We start from the raw sequence: 21,519 nt of genomic DNA, 5'->3' as shown, positions 1-21,519 counted from the left end.
AACACGCGGCCAGCGGGACCGGAACGACCATGGCGAGCACCACCGGGTGAGCCGTCAACGGCTCACCCGCACCGCCTCGACTCCACGGTCACGAACGTCACGGTCAGACGAGATCCGGTCGGTCGCGGAGTTCCGTAGCGCCCCATCGGACGCCACGCCAGGATCAGACCGCGCGGCCAACTCGCTTCCTGCGCAGTCGTTCGGGATCGTCAACGGGCCTTCGTAGCGATGAGCAAGCGGCAGTCACCAGGCGCTGAGGTCCGTGGTGATGTCCTTGGAGGCGGGGAACACCGTGATGCTGTCGCCCGCCAGGGGCGCCAGTTCCAAGTAGCTGAGTCGGTCCTCGTCGACGAAGAGCATCAGCACTGCCCCGGGAGCTTCGGCTTGCAGCACGACGCGACCGTCGACGGTGGCCGGGGTGTGGCCCTCGGCGTCGGTGAGCTCGATCGAGGGACAGATGCCGCACTCGCACGAGCGGCCGGCCAGGGTGTGGGGCACCTGACTCAGCCACCGGGCGCGGTCGGCGGTGGTGATGGGAAGCTTCCTGATGTTGGTGCCCCGATCCAGCACGGCGATGATCGCCTCGCGCTCACGCAGGGTCAGTGCCCTGGTCAGGTCCGCGGGGGAGGAAGTCGACACGGGTTCCATCTTTGTCCGGTAGGTGCTCGTGCAGCCACCACGAGGGTGAGGCCGCCACAGTGTTGAGCCGTCTGCCGCAGCAGTGCAGCTGGTCGGAGTCCTACCGGGCCTGTCCTGGCCTGGCTCGGTCTGCAGGCCGGGTGGTCGCGTGCCAGAACGTCCGGTCATCCCGCGGTGGCTGCGCGCTACGACGGACCGAGGCCTGTCCGGTAGCACAAGTGCTACCCTCAGTCCATGACAGTCGTCGGTCTTCGCGAACTGCGCCAGCAAGCCTCCGACCTCGTCCGCCGCGTCGAAGCAGGCGAGGAGGTCACCATCACCGTGGCCGGCCGAGCCAGCGCCCGACTCGTACCCGCCAGCAACAGGTCCTGGCGCACCTGGACCGATGTCGAGGAACTGTTCTCCGGCCCCGCCGACCCGACCTGGGAGCAGGACCGCGACCTCATCGACTCCGAGGTCCGCGACCCCTGGGAACCACGGTGAGGGCGGTCATGGACACCAGCGTCGTCATCGCCGGGGACATCGGCCCACTCCCCGGGGAACTGGCGATCAGCTCTGCGACCTTGGCCGAACTGCACTTCGGAGTCCTGGTCACGACCGACCCGGCAGTCCGCGCCGAACGCCTTCGCCGGCTGTCCCTCCTGCAGCGACGGTTCGACGCCCTCCCCCTGGACGAAGCCGTCGCCGCCAGCTACGGGCAACTGGCTGCCGCAGTCGCCGCCGCAGGACGGCAACCACGCGGTCGCACGATGGACCTGCTCATCGCCGCCACCGCCCACGCGCACGACGCTCGCCTTTACACCCGCAACGCAACAGACCTCAAAGGGGCAGACGAACTCGTCGAGGTCATCGCCGTCTGACGGGCTCGTCACTGCGGCTGCGACGTCACGCACATCCCGCGTTGTGCGCGGGCGTGGACCGCTCTCCCCACCCCTGCCACACTGAGCCCATGCCGTCCAGGTGGGCCGACGAACCACGTTGGACACGCCTCGCCGTCACCACTCTGGTGCTCCTGCTGGCCTGGGGGTGCCTGCAGCACCTCCTCAACTTCGCCACCGACGGCCCGCGCCCCTACACCGACGCCCCGACCTGGCTGGCCACCTACTGGAGCGCGCTGACCGCGCTGGATCCCCTGGCCGCGGTCCTGCTCGCCTTCCGCTTCCGCACCGGCGTCCTGCTGGCCCCGACCATCCTGCTCACCGACGCCGCGGCCAACGGCTACGCCATCCACGTCCTGGACCTGGGTGGGTCGCTGGCACCGATCGGCCAAGCCGTCGTCAGCTTCCTGGCCCTGGCCAGTGCAGCCCTGGCCCTGCACCTGCTCCGTCCGGCCTCCTCGAGCCCAGACGTCCGGTGAGGTGACTCGGAGGCAGTTCGTGGCAGTTCGCGGCCACCGACCCGACGGTCCTACTGAGGTGCGGATGCCGTTGAACACCCCACGACGATCGCCACCAGGGCATGCTGGACGCCGTGAAGACGTGGAAGAAGTTCGTGATCGTCGGTTTCCTCGCGGGCCTGGTCCTGCAGATCGTCGGCATCTACAACGACACCACGCCGCCACGTCTCATCGGGGCCGCGCTACCTCTCGCGGCCTTGGCGCTGGGGCTCGTTGTGGAGAACCGTCGAAAGAGCGAGCCACGCCCCGACTGATGCGCTCGGTCTGCCGCTGTCGTAGACGCCGATGACGACGCCCTCACCGCACCTGGCTCACGCGACGGTGCCTGGACTTGCGCACCGCGGTGATCGAGACGTTGATGACCGTGTCCAGGAAGGACGCCGGCGCGAAGCACTGGATTCCCTGGGCCCCCACGTCCTGCAGATCCGCGGTGAACAGCACCACGACGTAGACCACCCACACCGGTGTCGACGTCCACGACGGAAGTGTGCCCACTCGTCGAGCCGCCGGGTGACCGGGTGCGGATCCGCGTCGCCGTGAACGGTCCGGGAATCCGTGGTGGTAGTGGCGTTCCGGGAACTTCCGCGGAGCCGAACTCCTCCGTGACGTCGTGACCACCGGCACCGTCCGGAGTTTGCTGGGAAGGATCCGATGGTTCCCTGGAACCTTCGCGTGCGGTTCCGGTGGGGGCCCCGAACGGGACCGGCGGCGAAACTCCCGACCACACCCCGCGAACGCCGGCGGATCACTAGTGTGTGCTTGGACGAACGGAGTGGGGGAACCGGTGGATCGCGAGGTGGTGGGTCGACAGGGGCGGGTCACCGTCCGCATCCGCGGCGCGGGCCGGCCGGGAGAGGTGACCGTCGAGGTCCGCGGCGCCAGTGAGAGTTTCATCGCCTACTGCGACGGCGAGGTCCAACTCGGTGAGGCCGTCCTGGTGGCCGCCAGCCGAGGCGACCGCGCCGTCGAGGTCTACCCCGTCAACCACCTACGAGTGCCGCCGCGCAACCCGCCGGCCGAGGAGATCTGAACGATGTTCGGGTACCGCATCCCGCAGCCGGACGAGGCGCTGCTGATCTCCGGCCGCCGCGCCCGCGACGGTGGAGAAACCCCCTTCCGGATCGTCACCGGCCACGGTGTCTTCGTGGTCCCCGTCCTGCGTCGCGCCAGCACGCTGACCCTGGCGATGCAGGAGGCGGAGGTCGACGAGGACTGCTACACGACGCAGGGTCTGGCCGTCCACGTCCGCGCGGTGATCGCGTTCAAGGTCGGCGACGACCCGGAGAGCATCACCAAGTCCGCGCGGCGTTTCCGCCGCGACCAGCGACAGATGCCGGCCCTGGTCGGTCGGATCTTCTCCGGGCACCTGCGTTCCATCGTCGGGAGCATGACGGTGGAGAGCATCATCCGCGACCAACAGGCGCTGGCGGAGAACATCATGAGCGCCTCCAAACCCGAACTGGCTCGGATCGGCCTGATCGTCGACTCGCTGCAGATCAGCCAGATCGACGACAAGGACGCCGGGTACATCGCCGCGCTGGCGAAACCCCACCAGGCGGAGGTCAACAAGGCCGCGGCCGTCGCGGCGGCGCGGGCGGCGCAGCAGGCGGCTGCGGCGGAGCAGGAGAGCGCGCGCAACCAGGCCGAGTACGCCCGCCAGACCGCGATCGTGCGCGCCCAGTACCAGGCCGAGGTCGACGCCGAGCAGCGCAAGGCCGCCGCCGCCGGCCCGCTCGCCGACGCCACGGCCCAGCAGGCGGTCATCGAGGCCCAGCAGGAGGTCGCCCGCCGCAACGGTGAACTCCGGCGGGAACAGTTGACGGCCGAGGTCGTCCGGCCCGCCGAGGCGGAGGCCGCCCGGGTCCGGATCGCCGCGGAGGCGGACGCCGACGCGATCCGCCGCCGCGCCGAGGCCGCGGCCAGCAGCGACCGGATCGCCCTGGAACAACGGCTCATCGAGTTGCTGCCCGAGATGGTCCGCGCGGCCGGCGCCGGTCTGGGCGGTGCGAACGTCACCGTCCTCAACGGCGCGACCGGGCTGAACGAGGTCGTCGCGCAACTGGCCGGCCAGGGTTCCGCGGTGTTGCGGTCGGTGCTCGAGGGTTTCGAGTTCAGCGACCGCGCGAAGGACGGGTCCCGCGAGGAGGCCGAACCCCGCACCCGGGCCCAGCTCGAGCCGTGACGACCCGGGCGGAACGCGCCGGGTCCTAGCGGGTCGTCCCCCGAGGCACGAACGTGTGGTGCACGAACTGCTGCCGATCCTCCGCACCGAGCGCCGCACCCGTCGACCACCGCAGGGCCGCGTCCACGCTCACCTGCGCGACGACCTCCGGGTCCAGCACCACCGTCGACAGGGCGGGGGCGGTGAACTCCGCGACGGACAACCCGTCGATGCCGAGCACCTGGGTCTGGTCGGGAACACCGATCCCCCGCTCGGCGAGGGCGGCGAGGGCGCCGATGGCGATCGGGTCGTTCCAGACCACGACCACGTCGGGAACGCCGCGCCGCAGGACCTCGTGGGTGGCGCGGTGTCCGTCGCGGTACCCCGGGCCACCGGCGGGGTGCGTCACGGCGTGCAGGCCCGCGCGGGCCAGGGCCTCCAGGACGATCTCGGTGCGGCGGTCGGGCCCGGCCCAGGCGTTCAAGACCACCGCGTGCACCGACCCGCTCGCGCGCAGGTGCGCGGCCGCGGCGGCCAGCGCCGTCGTGGGGTCCGGGGTGATCCGCGCCCCGGTGGTGGGCAGCGGGTCGCCGGGCGCACCGACCCAGACGGTGGGGACGTCGGAGAGGACGTCGGTCCAGCTCTCGTGGCGGCCGAGGTAGGCGATGACGGCGTCGACCTGTCGGGTCAGACCGGTCAGCAGCCGGACGGGGTTCTGCGACGACGCGACGTCGACCAGGACGACGTCGTGACCCGCCTGACCGGCCCGGCGCATCGTCGCCGCGGCCAGGGGTGCGTAGAAGGGGTCGGTCAGGTCGCTGACGGCGACGCCCAGGGCGTCGTGACGGCCGCGGGCCATCGCTCGTCCCGACCGGGACGGGCGGTAGTCCAGCTCCGCGGCCGCGCGCAGCACGCGCTCCTTGGTGACGGCGCTGATGCCGGTCATGTCGTTCACGGCGCGGGTGACCGTCTGCCGGGACACGCCCGCCGCCCGCGCGACGTCGTCGATGGTCGTGGCGCTCAGGCGTGGGCGTGGTCGTCGTGCTCTCGAGGTGCCGGCGCCGTCCACGTCGCGATCATCGTCCCGACCGGGCTGACGGGAGCGCCGGGGTCGGCGGATCGACGGTCACCACGCGACGAGGTCGGCGGCGCGCACCAGGGTGCCAGGTGCACGCCCCGGCAGGCGTCGGGTGTGCCAGGGTGGAGGTTCGTCGACGCAGAGGAGCAACTCGTGATCCTGGCTACGGTCATCGCTGTCGGTGTCGTGCTGGTGGCTCTCGTCGTCCTGCTGGTCCTGCGTGATCGCGGCCGGGACCGCTCGGCCCGCCGGCAGCCGGAGCGCGGTGACTTCGACCGCGCCACCTCCGAGGGGGTCGCGACCTACCGCCACGAGCAGTTCCCCAGCTCCTGACCCCTCACCGGCGCTGATCGGCGAGGCCACCGGACGGCGCACGTGAACGAGTCGGCGGACGCGCAGCCACGGTCGTTGCGGGAGTGCCGCGGGTACGGGCGGCTGTGGTCCGCCGGGGTGACCTCGGCGTTCGGCTCTTACATCACGGCGCTGGCGATCCAGGTCCTCGTCGTGGAGACCCTCCACGGCAGCGGCGCCGCGGTCGGCCTCGTCAACGCCGCCCGGTGGTTGCCCTACCTGGTCGTCGGTCTGCTCGTCGGGGTCCTAGTGGACCGGGTGCGGCGGCGCCCGCTGATGGTCGCCACCGACCTGGCCTGCGCGCTGGTCCTGACGTCGATCCCCGTGCTCGCGGTGACCGGGCACCTCGACCTGGGCCGCCTCGTCGCGGCGATGGTCGTGTTCGGGACGGCGACCCTGGTCGGCGACGCCGCGTCCCAGTCCTTCCTGCCCCGGGTCGTCCCCCGCCCGCTGCTGGGCGCGGCCCACGCGCGCATCGACCAGGCCGACGCGGTCGCGCAGGGCAGCGGTCCCGCCGTGGCCGGCGTCGTGGTCTCCCTGCTCGGGTCGGCGTCGGCCGTCCTCGTCGACGCGGTGAGCTACCTCGGCTCGGCGGTCCTGGTGGCCACCGTCCAGGTCACCGAACCCGTCGCCCCGGAAGCGACACCGCGGCAGGGCGACGGCCTGCGGGGCGGGGCGCGCGGTGTCGTGACCGACGTCGCGGAGGGCCTGCGGTGGGTCTACCGGCACCCGACGCTGCGGCCGTTCGCGATCTCGACGCACCTGTGGTTCGCGGGCTCGGCCGTGGCCGGGGCGGTGCTCGCGCCGATGGCCCTGCGCGACCTGGGCCTGAGCGCGGCCACGCTCGGGCTGGCGACGACGGCCGCGGGCCTGGGGGCGCTGGCGGGGGCGACGGTCGCGGTCCGCCTGGGCCGACGCTGGGGGGCGGGGCGGGTGATCATCGCGACCCAGGCGGGGACGGGACTGGCGTGGGCGGTCATGGCGCTCGCCCCTTCGGTGGCGCCCGCCGGTGGCGGCGACGGACCGTGGGCCGGCGGGATCGCCTGGGGCGTGTTCGCGCTCGGACAGCTGTTCCTGGGGTTGTGCATGGGCGCGTCGAACGCGAACGAGATGAGCTACCGCCAGGTCGTGACCCCGGACCGCTTGCAGGGTCGGATGAACACCACGATGCGTTCGTTCAACCGGGCCGCGGTGGTGGTCGCGGCGCCGTTGGGTGGTCTGCTCGGCGACGCGGCCGGTTACCCGCTCGCACTCGTCGTCGCGGCTGCGGTGGTCATCGGCACGGCTGCGGTGATGACGACCTCCGCGCTGCGCGGTGCCCGACTCGACGACGAGCACGTGGTGGCGGGCCCCGCCTGACGCCACGACACGAAGGGTTGCGGGTCGCGAGCGCCACCCGGGACGCCGCTCTGCCGACGGACGCGGCCGGCCCTGGGTCACGGTTCCGCCCGCGGGACGTCGGCCACGGTCCGGCGACGGCTCGGAATCGGTGCGGGCGGCTCTGGACCGTCGGAACGACTGGCTCCAGGGTGCCCTGCGAGCTCCAGATCACCTTCGGGGGTGTCGATGCAGCGCCGACGGACGATTACACCCAGCGTGAGGAACCCTCCATGTTCTCTGCCCAGCGGCTTCGCGCAGAATCGGCCGAACTGGCTCGAGACGAAGCCCTGGCCGACCTCAGCGCTACGGCTCAGGTGCTGAAGGCCGTGTCGACGACCTCGTCCGCCGGTGAGGCCGTGGGGCGCGCGCTGGACTCGGTGCGGGAGGCCTTCGGGTGGGAGTACGGCTCGTACTGGGCCATCGATCCCACCGCCGGCGTGCTGAGGTTCGTGCAGGAGTCCGGCACGGCCGGGCAGGAGTTCCGCGAGGTGACCCTGGCGGCGTCCTTCGCCGAGGGGGTGGGACTCTCCGGACGGGCGTGGAAGACCCGTGACCTCGTCTTCGTGGCCGACCTGGGCACCATGACGGACTGCGTGCGCGCCCCCGCCGCCCAACGTGCGGGAGTCAAGTCCGGAGTCTGCCTGCCACTCCTGGTGGACGGTCGCGTGGTGGGCACGATGGACTTCTTCTCTACCTCCACCCTGACGCCGACGGCGCAGCGCCTGGACGCTCTGCGCAGCATCGGGCTCATGGTCTCCCAGGCCGCCGCGCGGATCGCCGAGATCGAACGGCAGTCCGAAGCGGCGGTGAACAGTGCGGCCCTGAACGCCGTACTGCGTGACGTCGCCAGCGTCCCGGACCAGAAGCGGGCCGTGCAGGCTGCCCTGGACGCGATCCGTCGCGAGTTCGGGTGGGAGTACGGCTCGTACTGGGCCATCGATCCCACCGCCGGCGTGCTGAGGTTCGTCCAGGAGTCCGGCACGGCCGGGCAGGAGTTCCGCGAGGTGACCCTGGCGGCGTCCTTCGCCGAGGGGGTGGGACTCTCCGGACGGGCGTGGAAGACCCGTGACCTCGTCTTCGTGGCCGACCTGGGCACCATGACGGACTGCGTGCGCGCCCCCGCCGCCCAACGTGCGGGAGTCAAGTCCGGAGTCTGCCTGCCACTCCTGGTGGACGGTCGCGTGGTGGGCACGATGGACTTCTTCTCCACCTCCACCCTGACGCTCACTCCGGAACGACGTGACGCGCTGCGGAACACCGCTTTCCTGGTCGTCAAGTCGATGGAGCGCGTCCTGGAGTCGGGCAAGCTCAGCGCGGCCGGTGCCCGCCTGATCGCTTCCATCAACGACGTGGAGCACAACGTCGTCCAGGCCACGGCGATCGCCGCGGATGCTGCGCGCCTGTCGGCCGAGGCGAACGGGAGCGTCGACCGGCTCTCCTCCTCGTCGGTGCAGATCAGCAACGTCGTCAAGGCCATCACCTCCATCGCCGAGCAGACGAACCTGCTGGCGCTGAACGCGACCATCGAGGCGGCCCGGGCCGGGGAGATGGGGAAGGGCTTCGCCGTCGTGGCCGGGGAGGTCAAGGAGCTGGCCCAGCAGACTGCCCGCGCCACCGAGCAGGCGATCCAGCAGGTGCGGGCGATCCAGGAGGACGCCAGCGAAGTGGTGATCGCCCTGTCGGGCATCGACGCCGTGGTGGCGCAGATCAACGACACCCAGAGTCTGATCAGCGGCGTCCTGACGCAGCAGAGTGCGCTGACCCACGAACTGCTCAACTGAACCAGGGGCCACGGTCACGCACGAGACGTGGACGAGGGACGGGGCGCGACAGCTGTCGTGGGGGCCGGACGGTGTGTCGGAGAAGCCGAGAGGCGCCCCGGTGTCCCGGTGGACCACGGCGAGACGCCGACGCGCTGGGTCGGGGAGCACGCCGAGGTGGGCTGGCTCCTCCTCGCGGCGGTGGAGCCGGCGGTGACACTGCTGGGAGGCGCTGCGTCCTTCGAACACATCGGCTCCACCTCGGTCCCCGGCCCGCCGACCGAGAACTGCGTCGATCGCTCGGGGTGGACCAGGTGTCGGCCGCCGCGCACGACGGCGACCACACTCGTGCCGAGACCGCGTCCTTCGACGAGGTGCAGGACGAGTTCGAGGCGTGGGGCGCGAACGCTGCTGTGTCCCGCCGACGCGTGCTCGGAAACCGTTCAGTTCTCCCCTGCGACCGCCGATCTCCTACGAGTCACGCAGACGTCCTCGAGCATCGGGGAGGCCGTGATTGCCCGGGCTCGACCCGGCGCGAGAAGGGTCGGCACATGCCGCGACTGCGTTGGACGATCGGCAAGCGACTGGCAGCGGGTTTCGTCATCGCCGCCCTCCTCCTCATGGCCGTGGGCGGGGTGTCCTACCGCAGCTCGGGCCAGTTGTCGAAGAACGAGGCGGCGGTGAACCACACCTACGCCGTGCTGGCCGGGATCGACGCGGTCGGTGAGGACCTGAAGAACGCCGAGACGGGGCAGCGCGGCTTCGTCATCACCGGGGTCGACGACTACCTGCAGCCGTTCACCACCGCCACCGCGGCGGTCGGTGGGCACCTGGACACCGTCGCCGAGCTGACGAAGGACAACCCGGCGCAGCAGCAGCGGATCGCCACGCTGCGTCCGCTGATCCAGGCGAAGATCACCGAGATGCAGCAGACCATCGACCTGCGCAGGGCGCAGGGCTTCCCCGCCGCCCAGGCGGTCGTCCTGACCAACGCGGGCAAGACGGTCATGGACCAGATCCGCGCCCTGACCACCCAGATGAGCGACGACGAGGACAGCCTGCTCACCGTGCGGGCCGCGGCCTCGGCCAGTGCGCACGCCACGATCGAGCGCACCGTCATCGGTGGCACGGTCCTGGGCCTGATCGCCTTCCTGGTCATCAACGTCGTCGTGACGCGCAGCATCGTGGTGCCGCTGCGGGGGGTCAACACCCGCCTCGCGGGCATCGCCGACGGCGAGGGGGACCTGACCCAGCGTCTGCCCGAGGACCGCGCCGACGAGTTCCAGGACACCGCCACGGCCTTCAACCGCTTCGTCGCCAAGGTGCAGGCCACCGTGCGGGAGACCGCGCAGGCCGCGGAGGACCTGACCGCGGCCACCGGCGGGTTGCAGGCCACGGCGGCGCGGATCGAGGCGGCGTCGGAGGTCGTGACGGGCCGGGTCTCCTCCGTCGCCGCCGCCGCCGGGCAGACGTCGGCGAACGTGCAGTCCGTGGCAGCCGGCGCGGAGGAGATGGGCGTCTCCATCGAGGAGATCGCCTCGAACACCACGCAGGCCGCCGGGGTGGCCGGGGAGGCCGTGGCCCTGGCCGACACGAGCACCCGCATCGTCACCGCGCTCGGGGAGTCCTCGCGTCAGATCAGCGACGTCGTCAAGGTCATCACCGCGATCGCGGAGCAGACGAACCTGCTGGCGCTGAACGCGACCATCGAGGCGGCGCGGGCGGGTGAGATGGGCAAGGGGTTCGCGGTCGTGGCCAGCGAGGTGAAGGAACTGGCGCAGGAGACCGCCCGCGCCACCGGGGACATCACCGGGCGCGTCGCGACCATCCAGCAGGACACCGACCGGGCGGTGGAGGCGATCGGCGGGATCAGCGAGATCATCTCGCGGATCAACGCCTTCCAGACCACCATCGCCGCCGCGGTGGAGGAGCAGTCGGCGACGACGCGGGAGATGTCGCGCAGCGTCGCCGAGGCCGCCACGGGGTCCTCGCAGATCGCGGTCACCATCGAGACGGTCGCGTCCGCGGTGCAGGAGACCAGCGCCGGGGTGCGCTCCACGCGCGAGGCCTCCGAGGACCTGGCCGGGATGGCGGAGCGCCTGAAGACCGTGGTCGGCCGCTTCCGCTACTGACGGTCCGCCGACGCGCGGACCGCTGAGCCTCGGCGTGCCGACTGTCGTCCTGCGGTGGTGGAGCACGAGGCAGTCGTCCGCACGCGGCCGATGAACGCGACCGTGGGGCTCGGTCTGCTGCGCGGGGTGGAGTGCGGCGCCGAGGGTTGCCGAGGACCCGTTCAGCGTGTTCCTGATGGGCTACGTCGCGGGATCGCTGCGCTGGTGGGGGGCTGTGGTGGGCCTGCTGACCTCGGCGGCGGCGATGGTGCAGACGCTCGTGCCGGGTGTCGGCGCCGCCGCGGTGGCGTTGTGGCAGGTGCGTCCCTCGCCGTGAGGGGACACGCTCCTCGCGATCGGATCACGGACCGGTGCGGTTGTCACGGAGGACACGTGAGTTGCCCGTGAACGATCCCCGGTCGAGGCCTGCCACGGCGGGTGTGGCAGCTCGCCGGCGTCCTGGAGACGAGCCGCAGGAGTTCTCCGTGCGCGCGCAGTGCGGGACGACCGTGACGTGGGTGCCGGCCCGCGTCAGGTCGCTGAAGACGCCGGCCCGTCCTTCACGAACGAGACCGCCGACGCCGCGACCTGGCGCACGCCGGGCAGATCCAGGGTCGTGGAGGTCGGAGCCAAGGCCGGTCCCCAGGACACCTCGAACCCCAGCTCGTCGTCGGTGGGCAACCCGAAGATGCGGACCGCGCAGGACAGGCGCCGCACGCGACCGTCGTCGGAGGTGTCGATGCGCTCACCCAGGGCCAGTCGCTGCGGCACGTGATCGAGGAAGGCGTGGACGAGGGGGTCGTTGAGCTGCCCCGGCCACACCGCCTCCAGGTCCCCTCGCACCCTGGCCTCCGCCTCGCTGCGCGGGGGAAGGACCTGGGGGATGAACGCGAGGTCCGCGCGGGCCACCAACCAGGCGGTGAGGCGGTCGGGGTGGGCGAAGACGCAGCGCAGCCCGATGACGATGCCCGGTACTCGGGCCAGGACCACCGGTCCGTGGACGACGGCTCCCAGGCTGCGCCAGGTCTGGTCGGAGTCCTCGATCTGCCACGGCTTCCACGGCTGCTCCCACGGTTGCGGGTACTCGCTCGTCATCCCAGCCTCACCACGTGCCCAGCCAGCTGGTCGAGGTTCTCCATGACCAGCACGGTCGTGGTCATCGGGGCTCCCACCTCGGGCCAGCCGGCTTCCAGAGGTAGACGTCCGTCGGCGGGTAGGTCCGGCCACCACACGTCGAGGTCGTGGACGTAGGCCGGGGTGCCCGGGTCGTGTTCGGAGTGACCGCGGGCAGTGTGGGACGTGCTGCTGTGGTGGTGCTCCAGGCGCAGCCAGAGCTCGCCGTCTGGTCGAGTTCCGGCGGCCGAGGCGGGCACGCTCAGGCGGGGTGAGCTGTGCGGGCGTGAGGGGAGGTTCCGTCGACCACCGCGGCCGCTGCGGGGGTGGGTGTCGGATTCGTAGGCGTCCCGGGCGGCCTGGCCGATGGCCTTGACCTCGACGGAGAGCAGCAGGCCTTCGTAGTAGGCGAAGACGCAGCGCAGGCCGATGCCGATGCCTGGTCCCGCGCTGAGGACGCACGGGCCGTGGGCGAGGGCTCCCATGCCTTCGGTGAAGGGATAGGACACGTCGCTGGTCACCTGCTCAGAGTGCCGTAGATCGAGGATCTGGTCATCAGCGGCACGGCGCGATCGTGCTGCTGGCCAACGGTCTCGCGCAGTTCGCCGGACGCATGCACTCCGCGGGATGACCGTGCGGTTGCGAAGTCGTCGAGCCCTCCGGCCCGCCGTGACGCCTTCGACTCGTACCTGGCCGCCCTCGAACTCCCCGAACTCCTCGCCGCCCGAGCCCGCGGCGGTCACTGAGCACCGCCGGGTGCCGCACCTGGATGGCAGCGGACCCTCGAGTGCATCTTCGTCGGCGGGGGCACGATGACCTGGGACGAAGGAGAGGGCGCATGTTCACTGCGGTGTCAGCGGGGTGGGGCTTGCTGGTCGTAGCCATCCTGGTGGCCGTGGTCGTGTCGATGACGAAGAACGGCACCTTGAGCCTCGAGGGCGGGATCGGTCTACGTACCCCCGCGACGCAGCACTGCGACGAGTGCTGGATCGCTGGTCACCGGGCCGCGTTGCCCGTCATGCGCTGGGTGGCCCCGGTGGCTGTCGTCGTCGCGGTCGCGGCTGTGCTGCTCGTCGTCCTTCTACCGCTGCGTGGGGATGCTCCCGAAGTGGTGGCCGGCGTGGCCGGCGTGGTCGACGGGGTGGGGTACGTGCTGGTCGTGGGGTTGGCGTTGTGGGCGGCCCTCCGGCCGGATCGCGCCGCACTGTGGGTGCACTCCTGAGGCGAGCGAGTCAGGTCAGGTTGAACGCGGTAGAGGAGTTTTCAGCGATCGTGCGGCCTTCAGGCAGATGAGTGACGTCGTCTGCAGCTCAGGAACGCGCTCACCGCGGGATGACCGTGCGCTTCGCGCGCACCGCGATGATATGTGGGTGATCGGGGGCTAACCTCCGGTCTGAGCCTCACCGGCTCGACGTCCTCAGCGTGGAGGCACCCTCATGACCGTTCTGGATCTTCGACTCACCCAAGGTTCAACGCCCTCCGGACTGCCCGCCGTGCGCCTGGGTGAGCCCTGGCTGGACGCCTACCTCGACTTCCTCACCGCCCGCTGTCGACCCAACAGCGTCCTGGCCGCCGGCTACGACCTGAAGGTCTTCTTCACCCTCATCGCCAAGACCCCGGCGGAGGTCACCGCCGCCGACGTGCTGGGTTTCATCACCGCCCAGCGAACAGGATCAGCGGAAGTGCTCGGCCCGGTGATCGCCGTCGTCGCCGACGCCGACGCTGCTGGAGGGGTCAGTGCCCGCACCGTTCGACGCCGGTTGTCCAGCATCAACGGTTTCTACACCTTCCTCCTCGCCCGCGGCGACATCACCGCCAACCCCGTCCCCCTCGGCCTGCCGACACGGCGCGAACACGACGAGCCCCACGACCGGCCTGGCGGCAGTCGCGGATCGAGAACCCCACTGGTCCGCTCCCCGCGGACCCTGCCGGTCATCCTCAACCCCGACGAAGCCGACGCCCTCACCACAGCACTCCGCACCCACCGCGACCGCGCCATGGTCGCCGCGATGCTGCTCGGGGGTTTGCGTCGCTGCGAGGTCCTGCGCCTGCGCCTGGAGGACCTGAACGTCGGGGCACGGCGGGTGTTCATCGCCGAAGGCAAAGGCGGACACCAACGCCAGATCCCGATCTCCAGGCGGTTCTTCACCCATCTCGGCGACTACCTCAGCCTCGAACGCCCAGCCGAAGCCGACCAGTTGGGGCACGGACACGTCTTCTGCGTTCTCAAGGGTCCCCGCCGCGGGCACCCACTGTCGGCCTCGGGACTCGACGAGGTCCTCGACGGAGCACGGCGCCGCGCCGGCCTGGCGCACGTCACCTGCCATCAGTTGCGTCACACCTGCCTGACCCGGCTGCGCGAAGCGGGCATGGCCCTGGAAGCGATCCAGGCCCAGGCCGGTCACGCGTCCATCGAATCCACCCGCATCTACCTCCACCTCGGCGATGACTGGCTGGCGGGGCAGTATCGCCGCGCCGCCGAAGCCATCGATGCTCAAGCGTTCGCTGGCCACCGCACTGCTCCACCCACTCCCGAGGTCATCTCACCGATCACGTCAACGGTCATGGGACTGCGAGGTCGGCGATGAAGCAACCCGACCGCTTCCTCAGCTGGGCCGAGATCGACTCTGAGGCAATGGGTGACGCAACAGAGCTGACCGTTCCCATGCACGCCTACCTGAGGCAGATCGCCACCACCTTGCGCTCCGGCAGTGTCCGTAACTCCGACATAGCGCTGCGCTGCTTCACCCAGTTCATGTTCCAGGAACACCCTCAGATCACCCGCTTGGCTGACGTTCGTCGCGTCCACATCGAGGACTACAAGCCCTGGCTGGCCACCCGCACCAACCAGCGCGGGAAACCCGTCACCGCCGCCACCCGCGCCCACCGCCTGGGCAACCTACGCACCTTCTTCATCCGCATCCGCGACTGGGACTGGCCGCAGGCCCCACCCACGGTTCCCATCCTCTTCGGTGACCTGCCGCGGCAGGAGAAACCCCTGCCGAAGGCCCTGGACGATGCGGCGGCGGCGAAGTTCCTGCGCGCCGCGCAGACCCGACCGCGTCTGCTCGAGCGGGTCATCTGCGAGGTCCTGATCCGCACCGGACTGCGCGTCGGGGAGTTCACCGGTCTGCGCCGCGACGCCGTCCGCCAGATCGGGGCTGGGCACTGGCTGCACGTTCCTGTCGGCAAACTCCTCGACGATCGCTACATCCCGCTGCACCCTCAACTGGTCGAGCTCATCGCCGATTACCGTGACCGCTTCGTCGACCCTGCCCACCCGCTGCTGCTGCCGCGGGAGAACGGCACACCCATGGACCGTTACAGCGTCACCCGCTGCCTGAACAACGTCGCCACCGCCGCCGGCATCGGCCACGTCCACCCCCATCAGATGCGCCACACCCTGGCCACTCAGGCCATCAACCGCGGCATGAGTTTGGAAGCCATCGCTGCCCTGCTGGGGCATCACTCGATGGACATGACCCTTCGCTACGCCAAGATCGCGAATCGGACCGTCGCTGATGAGTACTTCGCCGTCACCGAGAAGGTCGAAGCGCTCTACGCCGCCCACGACCCCGACAACCTCGACGGCGAGAACACTGCGTTGCCGGCCTCCGCGGCCGGCCCGGAGATGGCCCGCCTGCACCGCGAGATGCATCAGCGGATGCTGGGCAATGGCTTCTGCACACGACCTCCGGCGCTGGACTGCACCTTCGAGTCGGTCTGCGAGACCTGCACGTTCTTCCAGACCTCGATCGCCTTCCGACCGACGTTGCAGGCCCAGTACGACCACGCCGCCGAACATGATCAACAAGGGCGTCAGCAGCTCTTCGCGGGCCTCCTCAGAGGCCTCGACCAGCCCGCGTCCTGACCCCCTTGACACCGATCACCCACATAAGCGGGATGACCGTGAACTCGGAGGCGCCCAACTAGAAGATCGCAAGGGGGTTCACGGGCACGCCGGTGGCCCCGCGCAGTCGAGGCGGTGCGACGGTGAGCAGGAAGGCGTAGCGACCGAGTTCGGCGCACAGCGCGGCCAGCTCATCGACCTGGACGCCGTCGATCAACGGCATCCCCAGGCGGGTCAATCCGACCATGTGCAGCGGCATCGGGACCTGCGGGTCCACCGGCGGGAAGGTGTCGCTGATGTCGCCTGCGTAGAGGGAGACGTCGCGCTGCTGCATCCACGTGACGGCGTCCATGGTCATGCCGGGTGCCGGGGTTTCCCCGTCCCAGGAGAATGTCCAGCCACTGCGCACGACGAGTGCGTCGCCGGGCTCCAGGTGCACCCCGCTGCGCAGCTCGGCGGCCTCGAGGACGGCGGCGGTGATCGGGTGTGCGGACGGGAGCCGATCACCGGGAGCCAGGTCGAGCAGCACCCCTCGGGTGAGCACACCGTCGGCGAACGCCGTGCTCGAGCCGTGCACGACACCACCTGCGGTCACGGCTTCGGTCAGGGGGCGGCCTGGGTAGACGAGTCCGTCTACCGGCATGTGTGCGAAGGCATCGAGGTGGGTCAGCTCGGGGTGGTGCGGGTTCAGGACGAGCAGTTCAGCCATGCCCATGGGCGGGGTACCGGTGTAGAGCAGGGCCTGCTGGACGGGCGGGGACGGAGGCGCGGGAGGGGCGAACGGTCCACCGAGCATCGAGGCCGGGTCGACGGGCATCGCCAGTGACACCCACCGGCCGGTGCGGGCCTCGGCCACGGCCCGCGCGCGGACCTCGTCGGTGATCAGGTTCAGGGTGCCGAGTTCGTCGTCGGCACCCCAGCGGCCCCAGTTGCTGGGGAGCGAGCTGCTGCTGTCACTGCTGGTGCTGTCACTGCTGGCGACGTCGATCACCGAAGACATGGTGGTCACTCGATCCTGAGGGGAGTCCATAAAAGCATAAGGAGCCTTATGCCCATCAGGGAACTTACACTCACTTCATGTCCATCGCACCCACGGGCTGGAGCGGCGGCGACCCCGAAGCGTTCACGGCGCTGACCCTGGTTCGCGCTTCCTTGGCCATGCGGCGGGTCTTCATCGCCACGCTCGCTCCCCACGACCTGACCCCGCAGCAGTTCAACGTGCTGCTCCACCTCGTCCAGGACCCCGGGCGCAGTCAGGCCGACCTGGCCCGCGAGGTGATGGCCACCCCTCAGTCGGTGGGCGAACTGCTCCGGAGCATGGAGGAGGAGGGGATGGTTGAGCGCACACCTCCCGCCGGTCGCGGCCTGCCGTCCGCGGTCTACGCCACCGCGACCGGTCGCGCGCTCCTGGATGAGGTCACCCCGTTCGTGCTGGCCGCGTTCGCCCCCGAGGCCCTGGGCCTGGACCCGACCGCGTACGCCCGGCTCAACCTCGACCTGCACTCGATCCTGGCTGCGCTCGGGACCTGAGCGAGCACCTCGAACGTCCTCGAGCGGCAGCGCTCCTCCACCTCGTGGGGTGACGGCGTGCTCAGCTCTCGCTCGGACATCGCCAGAAGCGTGAAGTCGCCGGCCGCCGAGGATCGCGCCACGACCGGACGCATGCGCAGTGCGCCATGGGTGTGAGGCGAACTGTCCGCGGTGGTGCAGCGGGCACCGGCCCACGTCACGCCTCCTGCTCCGAACCGAGTAGACGGATACCCAGAACCGCGACCACCGGCGCCAGAGCGGCGCAGACGGTGTCGTCAGCGAGCCTCACCGTCCTGACAGCTCGACGGAGAGCGGAAGACGACGACCCAGCAGGACGGCGCCACCGGCCGCGACGAGCATGCCGATCGTGACCACGCCGACCCAGGAGTTCGGTGTTCCACTCCCGATCAGGACTCCGGCCAGGGGCGGACCGATGAACTTGGAGACCGGGTAGGTGGCCGAGTTCAGCGCGTTGTACCGACCGCGGAGGTGATCTGGCGCCAGAGCGTTCGGCACGGCGTTGATGACCGGGCTGAGGAAGGTCTCCCCCACCCCGAACACCCCCAACGCCGACACCAAGAGCGTTCCCGCCACCGTCGCCGGAAGTCCGGGCAGGCTCGCGATCCCGGTCAGCACCCACGCCAGAGCCCCCGAGAGTGCGCACGAGGCCAGCAGCCGGCTGCGTCGCAGTCCCCTGGTCCAGCGTTCCACCGGCAGTTGGAACACGACGATCGCTGCGGTGTTGGCCGCGAAGCCGAGACCGATGACCCGAGTGGACCCGCCGGGCGTCAGGGCGACGAACGCCGCCCACGGACCCTCGGTCTGCGAGCTCCCGAAGATCGCCAAGGCCAGCAGAACCACGAGGTGGGCGACGAAGTGCCCGTCTCGCAGCACCGTCCGGTAACCGGTCGGGGCGGCCTCCCTCGTGCGGTGAGCGTGCGCCGTCCAGCCCGCCGTGTTCCGGAGTCCGACGAAGAGGATGAGCGCGAAGACCGCGGTCGATGCGCCATCGAGCAGGTAGACCACGTGGAAGCTGCCCGGACGCGCGACCGACACCGTCGTTGCCGCAGTGAGGGATCCGGCACCGAGCCCGACGTTCATGAGGCCGAACCGCACGGCGAAGGCGCGCGACCTGCGCTCGGCCGGGACCTGGTGGGTGACGAGCCCGTTCAGGCTGGGCCACACGAACGCGTTGCCCATCGACAGCACGGCCAGGCCTGCGGCCCCGGCCACCGGTTCACGCGCCAGGGCCAGGAGCGTGGTTCCGCCGGCTTGGAGCACCAGACCGAGAACCGCGACCCGTCCCAGCCCGATGCGGTCGGCGATCACGCCCCCCGCGGCGGTGGCACCCAGGGCGAGCACGGCTGCACCGGCCACGACGAACCCCACGACGGGCAGCGCGAGCCCGAGGACGTGGTCGAAGTACACGAAGGTGAACGGCAGCGTCAGTCCGAGCCCCACCGACGTGACGAGCGTACCGAGGAGGGTGGCGCGGAAGGCTCTGAGATCGGCGGTGTTCAGGGTCGAGACCGGGCCCCGGACGCGCCCGAGCGGGAAGAGCGCGGCACGCAGGGCGTCGAGGATTCGAGGAGGCACGCAGGTCGTCCGATCTGATCGTTCGCCGTCAGGCGAACCGGCATCAGAGGAGACGTGGCCTCATCGCAGAGCAGCGGGCCGTGGCGAAGCCCACGACCAGGTCGATTCCGGCTCCAGGAGCCGCGTCCTGCTCATCGTCCCCGGGTGAGCGGTCGTCGGGGAACTTCGTGACGCGGGGTCAACCCGTGCCGCCTCGTGGCCGATGCAGGAACGACACCCCGTCGGTGTCCGCCTCCTCCGCCGAGCCCTGGAGCCTGCGTGCCCACGTCCGCCGATCCGCCGGCCCCGGCACCCTCCCGCGCCCGGGTGCTCGCGGCCCTGGTGGGCGTCTCGGTCCTCATCGGACTGCTGGCCGGACTGGATTCGACGACCCTGCGCCCGGGACCGTGGACGGTGGCCTTCCACTGCTCGCTGGCCACCGGCGGACTCAGCGCGCTGGGCCTGCTCACCCTCGGGCGTCGCTGGTCGGACAGGGTGCTCGTCGTACTCATCACGGGCCTCATGGGCCTGGTCGTCCTGTCGGTGCTGGCCAACCAGAGCCGGGCCGGCGGGATGCTCAACGTCGTCCTGCTGCTGCCCAACGCGGTGTTCGCGGCCGTCTACCTCTCCCGCGGTGCGTGCCGCGTGGTCTCGCTCGTCCTGACGCTGTGCCTGGCGGTCGTCATGCGGGCGGTGACCGCGGAACCGCTGCAGTGGACGACCTTGGTGGCCCTCCCGCTGCTGGCCTTCGTCGGCACCAGCGAGGTGGTCCTGCGACTGCGCGGGGAGCTCGAGAGCGCCGCGACCGCCCTGCGGCGGCAGTCGCTCACCGATCCCCTCACCGGGTTGTCGAACCGCCGTGCGCTGCAGGAGCACCTCGCTGGATCCGCCGGCACGGGGACCTGCACGGTCCTCGCGCTGGACATCGACCACTTCAAGGCCATCAACGACACCCACGGTCACGCCGTGGGCGACGAGGTGCTGCGCTGCTTCAGCGCCGGGCTCGCGCGGGAGACCCGCCACGACGACGTGGTCGTCCGCATGGGTGGGGAGGAGTTCCTCGTCCTCTCCTCGACCCCGGTCGACCGCGCCGAGGAGTTCGCCCAGACGCTGCGCACGCGTGCGGCGCACTGGATGGCCCCGTGGTCGGCGACGGTCAGCGTGGGTGTCGTGACGGTCGAGCGTCCCGAACGCCGGGGCCTGGTCGGCTCCGGGCTGCAGGCCGCGATCGAACGGGCGGACGTCTGCCTCTACGCGGCCAAGCAGCAGGGCAGGAACCGGGTGGTCACCCAGGTGTGGCCGGAGGCCTAGGCCGGATCCCCGGACCGGGTGGCCCGTCACTCCCGGGTGGAGAGTTCCAGCACCAGTTCCATGCAGCGGCGGCGGGCCGGCGACCAGTCGTGGGGCAGGTTCCGGACGGCGTCGGTGGCGCTCGGGGAACTCCGCCTGCCGCGGGAGCCACCGGTCGCGTCCGGTCCGTCGTCGACGCCGGCGGGGTGCAGAGCGTCCCAGGAGTCGAAGAGTTCTTCCTCGGCGTCGGCCAGGCCGGACTCCTCGATGACGGCGTGCAGCGCCAGTTCGAAGGCGTGCCGCTGACCGGCGACCCGGGCCACCCGGGGGTCGTCGACCGCGACGGTGTCGTCGAGCGCCTCCTCGGCGGCGTCGAGGCGGTCCTCCTGCTCCCGCAGGTCGTCACGGGTCGCCAGGGCGATGAAGCGGGACGCCTGGACGGCCGCACCGAGCGGGCCGAAGATCCGCTCGGTGATCAACAGCGCGTCCAGGTCCGTCCGGCGCAGGGAACCCTCGGGCAGGCCCTCGAGGCGGGCGGCGACGACGTCGGAGAGCAACCCCGACCGCGGTCCGCGCCGGCGCATGCGCTGCACGGCGGTGCGCTGCCGCCGCAGTTCCGCCTCCTGGGCGGCGAGGGTCGCCTCCAGTCGCTCCAGGACGCTCTGGACGGCGTGGTCGCCGTCGGAGCGGTCCGGGGCGTCGGTGAAGGCGTCCCGGACGTCGTCCAGGGCGATCCCCGCGTCGGCCGTCTTCCGGATCCACAACAGCCGCAGCACGTCGTCGTAGCCGTAGCGGCGGCGGTTGTCGCTGCCCCGCTCGGGCTCGGGGAGCAGGCCGATGTCGTGGTAGTGCCGGATGGCGCGCGGCGTGGTGCCGACGAACGCGGCCGCGTCACCGATCGTGACCTGACGCCGGACGAAGGACGAGAGCATGGGCGGGCCTTCCTCGGTGCGGGAACGTGGGCCCACCGCACCACATGACGCTGCGGGAGGTGCAACTCCCGCAGTTCACGCCTCGGTCCGGTCGCCGGGCGGTCAGGTTCGGGCTCCGGGTGGAGACGCTGGAGTGCGACGACTCGTTCCACGAACCCGGCGCCGTCGATGCGTGCGTGTTCCTACGCCCCACTCGTGATCCTTCTGTGTTTCCCAGGAAGAGCACGGACGGGGGCGGGGCGCAGTCGCGGATCGGGGTCTGCGGGGTCTGCGGACCTCCTCCCGCTCCCGGCCGGATCAGCGGTGGGTGTCGAACTCGGACGTGCGCTGGCGTGCCGCGCACGGTCGGCCAC

The 21,519-nt window shown here is 71.0% G+C and carries 24 protein-coding genes; 16 read left to right on the top strand and 8 right to left on the bottom strand.

The features are described 5' to 3' along the window. Positions 1 to 243 precede the first annotated feature (243 nt). Positions 244 to 639 (bottom strand): hypothetical protein, encoded by a 396-nt coding sequence (locus tag OG218_RS13675; RefSeq protein ID WP_328293774.1) that lies wholly within the window; start codon positions 637 to 639, stop codon positions 244 to 246. 234 nt (positions 640 to 873) lie between these two features. On the opposite strand from OG218_RS13675, the gene OG218_RS13670 reads away from it, so the two are divergent. From OG218_RS13670 to OG218_RS13655, 4 genes are all read left to right on the top strand, one after another. After that, positions 874 to 1,122: a type II toxin-antitoxin system Phd/YefM family antitoxin gene (locus OG218_RS13670; protein WP_328293773.1), complete on the top strand. Its 249-nt coding sequence runs from the start codon at positions 874 to 876 to the stop codon at positions 1,120 to 1,122. An 8-nt stretch (positions 1,123 to 1,130) separates the two neighbouring features. Further along, the gene (locus OG218_RS13665; RefSeq protein ID WP_328293772.1) at positions 1,131 to 1,499 is read left to right on the top strand and encodes a PIN domain-containing protein; all 369 of its coding nucleotides are present in this window, start codon (positions 1,131 to 1,133) and stop codon (positions 1,497 to 1,499) included. Between the two features lie 89 nt (positions 1,500 to 1,588). Then, positions 1,589 to 1,996 carry a hypothetical protein gene (locus tag OG218_RS13660; RefSeq protein WP_328293771.1) on the top strand — a complete coding sequence of 136 codons (408 nt, stop codon included), beginning with the start codon at positions 1,589 to 1,591 and terminating at the stop codon, positions 1,994 to 1,996. A 113-nt stretch (positions 1,997 to 2,109) separates the two neighbouring features. Further along, entirely contained in the window at positions 2,110 to 2,289 is a 180-nt protein-coding gene (locus OG218_RS13655) for a hypothetical protein (protein ID WP_328293770.1), read from the top strand. Between the two features lie 43 nt (positions 2,290 to 2,332). Here OG218_RS13655 and OG218_RS13650 read toward each other — a convergent pair whose 3' ends face one another. Continuing rightward, positions 2,333 to 2,491, bottom strand: coding sequence for a hypothetical protein (locus OG218_RS13650; RefSeq protein WP_328293769.1), 159 nt, complete (start codon positions 2,489 to 2,491; stop codon positions 2,333 to 2,335). Positions 2,492 to 2,831: 340 nt separating this feature from the next. Here OG218_RS13650 and OG218_RS13645 point away from each other — a divergent pair, with 340 nt between their 5' ends. Together OG218_RS13645 and OG218_RS13640 are read left to right on the top strand one after the other, a co-directional pair. Then, positions 2,832 to 3,065 carry a hypothetical protein gene (locus OG218_RS13645; protein WP_328293768.1) on the top strand — a complete coding sequence of 78 codons (234 nt, stop codon included), beginning with the start codon at positions 2,832 to 2,834 and terminating at the stop codon, positions 3,063 to 3,065. A 3-nt stretch (positions 3,066 to 3,068) separates the two neighbouring features. Beyond that, positions 3,069 to 4,217 carry a flotillin family protein gene (locus OG218_RS13640; RefSeq protein ID WP_328293767.1) on the top strand — a complete coding sequence of 383 codons (1,149 nt, stop codon included), beginning with the start codon at positions 3,069 to 3,071 and terminating at the stop codon, positions 4,215 to 4,217. 25 nt (positions 4,218 to 4,242) lie between these two features. Here the strand turns inward: OG218_RS13640 and OG218_RS13635 are convergent, their stop codons facing one another. Beyond that, positions 4,243 to 5,265 (bottom strand): LacI family DNA-binding transcriptional regulator, encoded by a 1,023-nt coding sequence (locus tag OG218_RS13635; RefSeq protein ID WP_328293766.1) that lies wholly within the window; start codon positions 5,263 to 5,265, stop codon positions 4,243 to 4,245. Positions 5,266 to 5,427: 162 nt separating this feature from the next. Here OG218_RS13635 and OG218_RS13630 point away from each other — a divergent pair, with 162 nt between their 5' ends. The 5 genes from OG218_RS13630 (at position 5,428) to OG218_RS13610 (ending at position 11,213) form a co-directional block, all read left to right on the top strand. Beyond that, positions 5,428 to 5,607, top strand: coding sequence for a hypothetical protein (locus OG218_RS13630; protein WP_328293765.1), 180 nt, complete (start codon positions 5,428 to 5,430; stop codon positions 5,605 to 5,607). 42 nt (positions 5,608 to 5,649) lie between these two features. Beyond that, positions 5,650 to 6,984, top strand: a complete 1,335-nt coding sequence (locus OG218_RS13625) for an MFS transporter (protein ID WP_328293764.1) — start codon at positions 5,650 to 5,652, stop codon at positions 6,982 to 6,984. A gap of 251 nt (positions 6,985 to 7,235) precedes the next feature. Continuing rightward, positions 7,236 to 8,786 (top strand): GAF domain-containing protein, encoded by a 1,551-nt coding sequence (locus OG218_RS13620; RefSeq protein ID WP_328293763.1) that lies wholly within the window; start codon positions 7,236 to 7,238, stop codon positions 8,784 to 8,786. A gap of 530 nt (positions 8,787 to 9,316) precedes the next feature. Next, the gene (locus OG218_RS13615; protein ID WP_328293762.1) at positions 9,317 to 10,897 is read left to right on the top strand and encodes a methyl-accepting chemotaxis protein; all 1,581 of its coding nucleotides are present in this window, start codon (positions 9,317 to 9,319) and stop codon (positions 10,895 to 10,897) included. A 166-nt stretch (positions 10,898 to 11,063) separates the two neighbouring features. Further along, on the top strand, positions 11,064 to 11,213 hold the full coding sequence (locus OG218_RS13610; protein ID WP_328293761.1) for a hypothetical protein: 150 nt from the start codon (positions 11,064 to 11,066) through the stop codon (positions 11,211 to 11,213). Between the two features lie 194 nt (positions 11,214 to 11,407). Here OG218_RS13610 and OG218_RS13605 read toward each other — a convergent pair whose 3' ends face one another. Beyond that, complete coding sequence (locus OG218_RS13605; protein WP_328293760.1) at positions 11,408 to 11,971, bottom strand: hypothetical protein; 564 nt, start codon at positions 11,969 to 11,971, stop codon at positions 11,408 to 11,410. Next, positions 11,968 to 12,510, bottom strand: coding sequence for a hypothetical protein (locus OG218_RS13600; protein WP_328293759.1), 543 nt, complete (start codon positions 12,508 to 12,510; stop codon positions 11,968 to 11,970). The genes OG218_RS13605 and OG218_RS13600 overlap by 4 nt, the downstream gene beginning before the upstream one ends. A gap of 317 nt (positions 12,511 to 12,827) precedes the next feature. Between OG218_RS13600 and OG218_RS13595 the strand changes: the two genes are divergently transcribed. The 3 genes from OG218_RS13595 to OG218_RS13585 all read left to right on the top strand — a co-directional run bounded on the left by OG218_RS13595 (position 12,828) and on the right by OG218_RS13585 (position 15,860). Further along, positions 12,828 to 13,211: a hypothetical protein gene (locus OG218_RS13595; protein WP_328293758.1), complete on the top strand. Its 384-nt coding sequence runs from the start codon at positions 12,828 to 12,830 to the stop codon at positions 13,209 to 13,211. A 214-nt stretch (positions 13,212 to 13,425) separates the two neighbouring features. Continuing rightward, entirely contained in the window at positions 13,426 to 14,577 is a 1,152-nt protein-coding gene (locus OG218_RS13590; protein ID WP_328291581.1) for a tyrosine-type recombinase/integrase, read from the top strand. Beyond that, a complete protein-coding gene (locus OG218_RS13585; protein WP_328291582.1) occupies positions 14,574 to 15,860 on the top strand; it encodes a tyrosine-type recombinase/integrase in 1,287 nt (428 codons plus the stop codon). Before OG218_RS13590 ends, OG218_RS13585 begins: the two co-directional genes overlap by 4 nt. Before the next feature lie 58 nt (positions 15,861 to 15,918). On the opposite strand, the gene OG218_RS13580 is transcribed toward OG218_RS13585, so the two are convergent. Then, positions 15,919 to 16,830, bottom strand: coding sequence for a cyclase family protein (locus tag OG218_RS13580; protein ID WP_328293757.1), 912 nt, complete (start codon positions 16,828 to 16,830; stop codon positions 15,919 to 15,921). Between the two features lie 86 nt (positions 16,831 to 16,916). Between OG218_RS13580 and OG218_RS13575 the strand changes: the two genes are divergently transcribed. Further along, positions 16,917 to 17,369: a MarR family winged helix-turn-helix transcriptional regulator gene (locus OG218_RS13575; RefSeq protein ID WP_328293756.1), complete on the top strand. Its 453-nt coding sequence runs from the start codon at positions 16,917 to 16,919 to the stop codon at positions 17,367 to 17,369. A gap of 285 nt (positions 17,370 to 17,654) precedes the next feature. Here the strand turns inward: OG218_RS13575 and OG218_RS13570 are convergent, their stop codons facing one another. Beyond that, complete coding sequence (locus OG218_RS13570) at positions 17,655 to 18,965, bottom strand: MFS transporter (protein WP_328293755.1); 1,311 nt, start codon at positions 18,963 to 18,965, stop codon at positions 17,655 to 17,657. 258 nt (positions 18,966 to 19,223) lie between these two features. On the opposite strand from OG218_RS13570, the gene OG218_RS13565 reads away from it, so the two are divergent. Beyond that, entirely contained in the window at positions 19,224 to 20,255 is a 1,032-nt protein-coding gene (locus OG218_RS13565; RefSeq protein ID WP_328293754.1) for a GGDEF domain-containing protein, read from the top strand. A 26-nt stretch (positions 20,256 to 20,281) separates the two neighbouring features. On the opposite strand, the gene OG218_RS13560 is transcribed toward OG218_RS13565, so the two are convergent. Next, a complete protein-coding gene (locus tag OG218_RS13560; RefSeq protein WP_328293753.1) occupies positions 20,282 to 21,166 on the bottom strand; it encodes a MerR family transcriptional regulator in 885 nt (294 codons plus the stop codon). Between the last annotated feature and the right edge of the window lie 353 nt (positions 21,167 to 21,519).

The sequence above is a fragment of the Kineococcus sp. NBC_00420 genome, from assembly GCF_036021035.1.
Classification (GTDB): Bacteria; Actinomycetota; Actinomycetes; order Actinomycetales; family Kineococcaceae; genus Kineococcus.
Note: the sequence above shows the minus strand (reverse complement) of the source record. Positions and strands in the feature narration are given on the sequence as shown.

Bases quoted from the DNA above. Each gene is read 5' to 3' on its own strand.
- OG218_RS13590 (WP_328291581.1), top strand. From the start codon at position 13,426: ATGACCGTTCTGGATCTTCGACTCACCCAAGGTTCAACGCCCTCCGGA.
- OG218_RS13560 (WP_328293753.1), bottom strand. From the start codon at position 21,166: ATGCTCTCGTCCTTCGTCCGGCGTCAGGTCACGATCGGTGACGCGGCC.
- OG218_RS13665 (WP_328293772.1), top strand. From the start codon at position 1,131: ATGGACACCAGCGTCGTCATCGCCGGGGACATCGGCCCACTCCCCGGG.
- OG218_RS13595 (WP_328293758.1), top strand. From the start codon at position 12,828: ATGTTCACTGCGGTGTCAGCGGGGTGGGGCTTGCTGGTCGTAGCCATC.
- OG218_RS13670 (WP_328293773.1), top strand. From the start codon at position 874: ATGACAGTCGTCGGTCTTCGCGAACTGCGCCAGCAAGCCTCCGACCTC.
- OG218_RS13660 (WP_328293771.1), top strand. From the start codon at position 1,589: ATGCCGTCCAGGTGGGCCGACGAACCACGTTGGACACGCCTCGCCGTC.
- OG218_RS13585 (WP_328291582.1), top strand. From the start codon at position 14,574: ATGAAGCAACCCGACCGCTTCCTCAGCTGGGCCGAGATCGACTCTGAG.
- OG218_RS13615 (WP_328293762.1), top strand. From the start codon at position 9,317: ATGCCGCGACTGCGTTGGACGATCGGCAAGCGACTGGCAGCGGGTTTC.
- OG218_RS13605 (WP_328293760.1), bottom strand. From the start codon at position 11,971: ATGACGAGCGAGTACCCGCAACCGTGGGAGCAGCCGTGGAAGCCGTGG.
- OG218_RS13620 (WP_328293763.1), top strand. From the start codon at position 7,236: ATGTTCTCTGCCCAGCGGCTTCGCGCAGAATCGGCCGAACTGGCTCGA.
- OG218_RS13575 (WP_328293756.1), top strand. From the start codon at position 16,917: ATGTCCATCGCACCCACGGGCTGGAGCGGCGGCGACCCCGAAGCGTTC.
- OG218_RS13640 (WP_328293767.1), top strand. From the start codon at position 3,069: ATGTTCGGGTACCGCATCCCGCAGCCGGACGAGGCGCTGCTGATCTCC.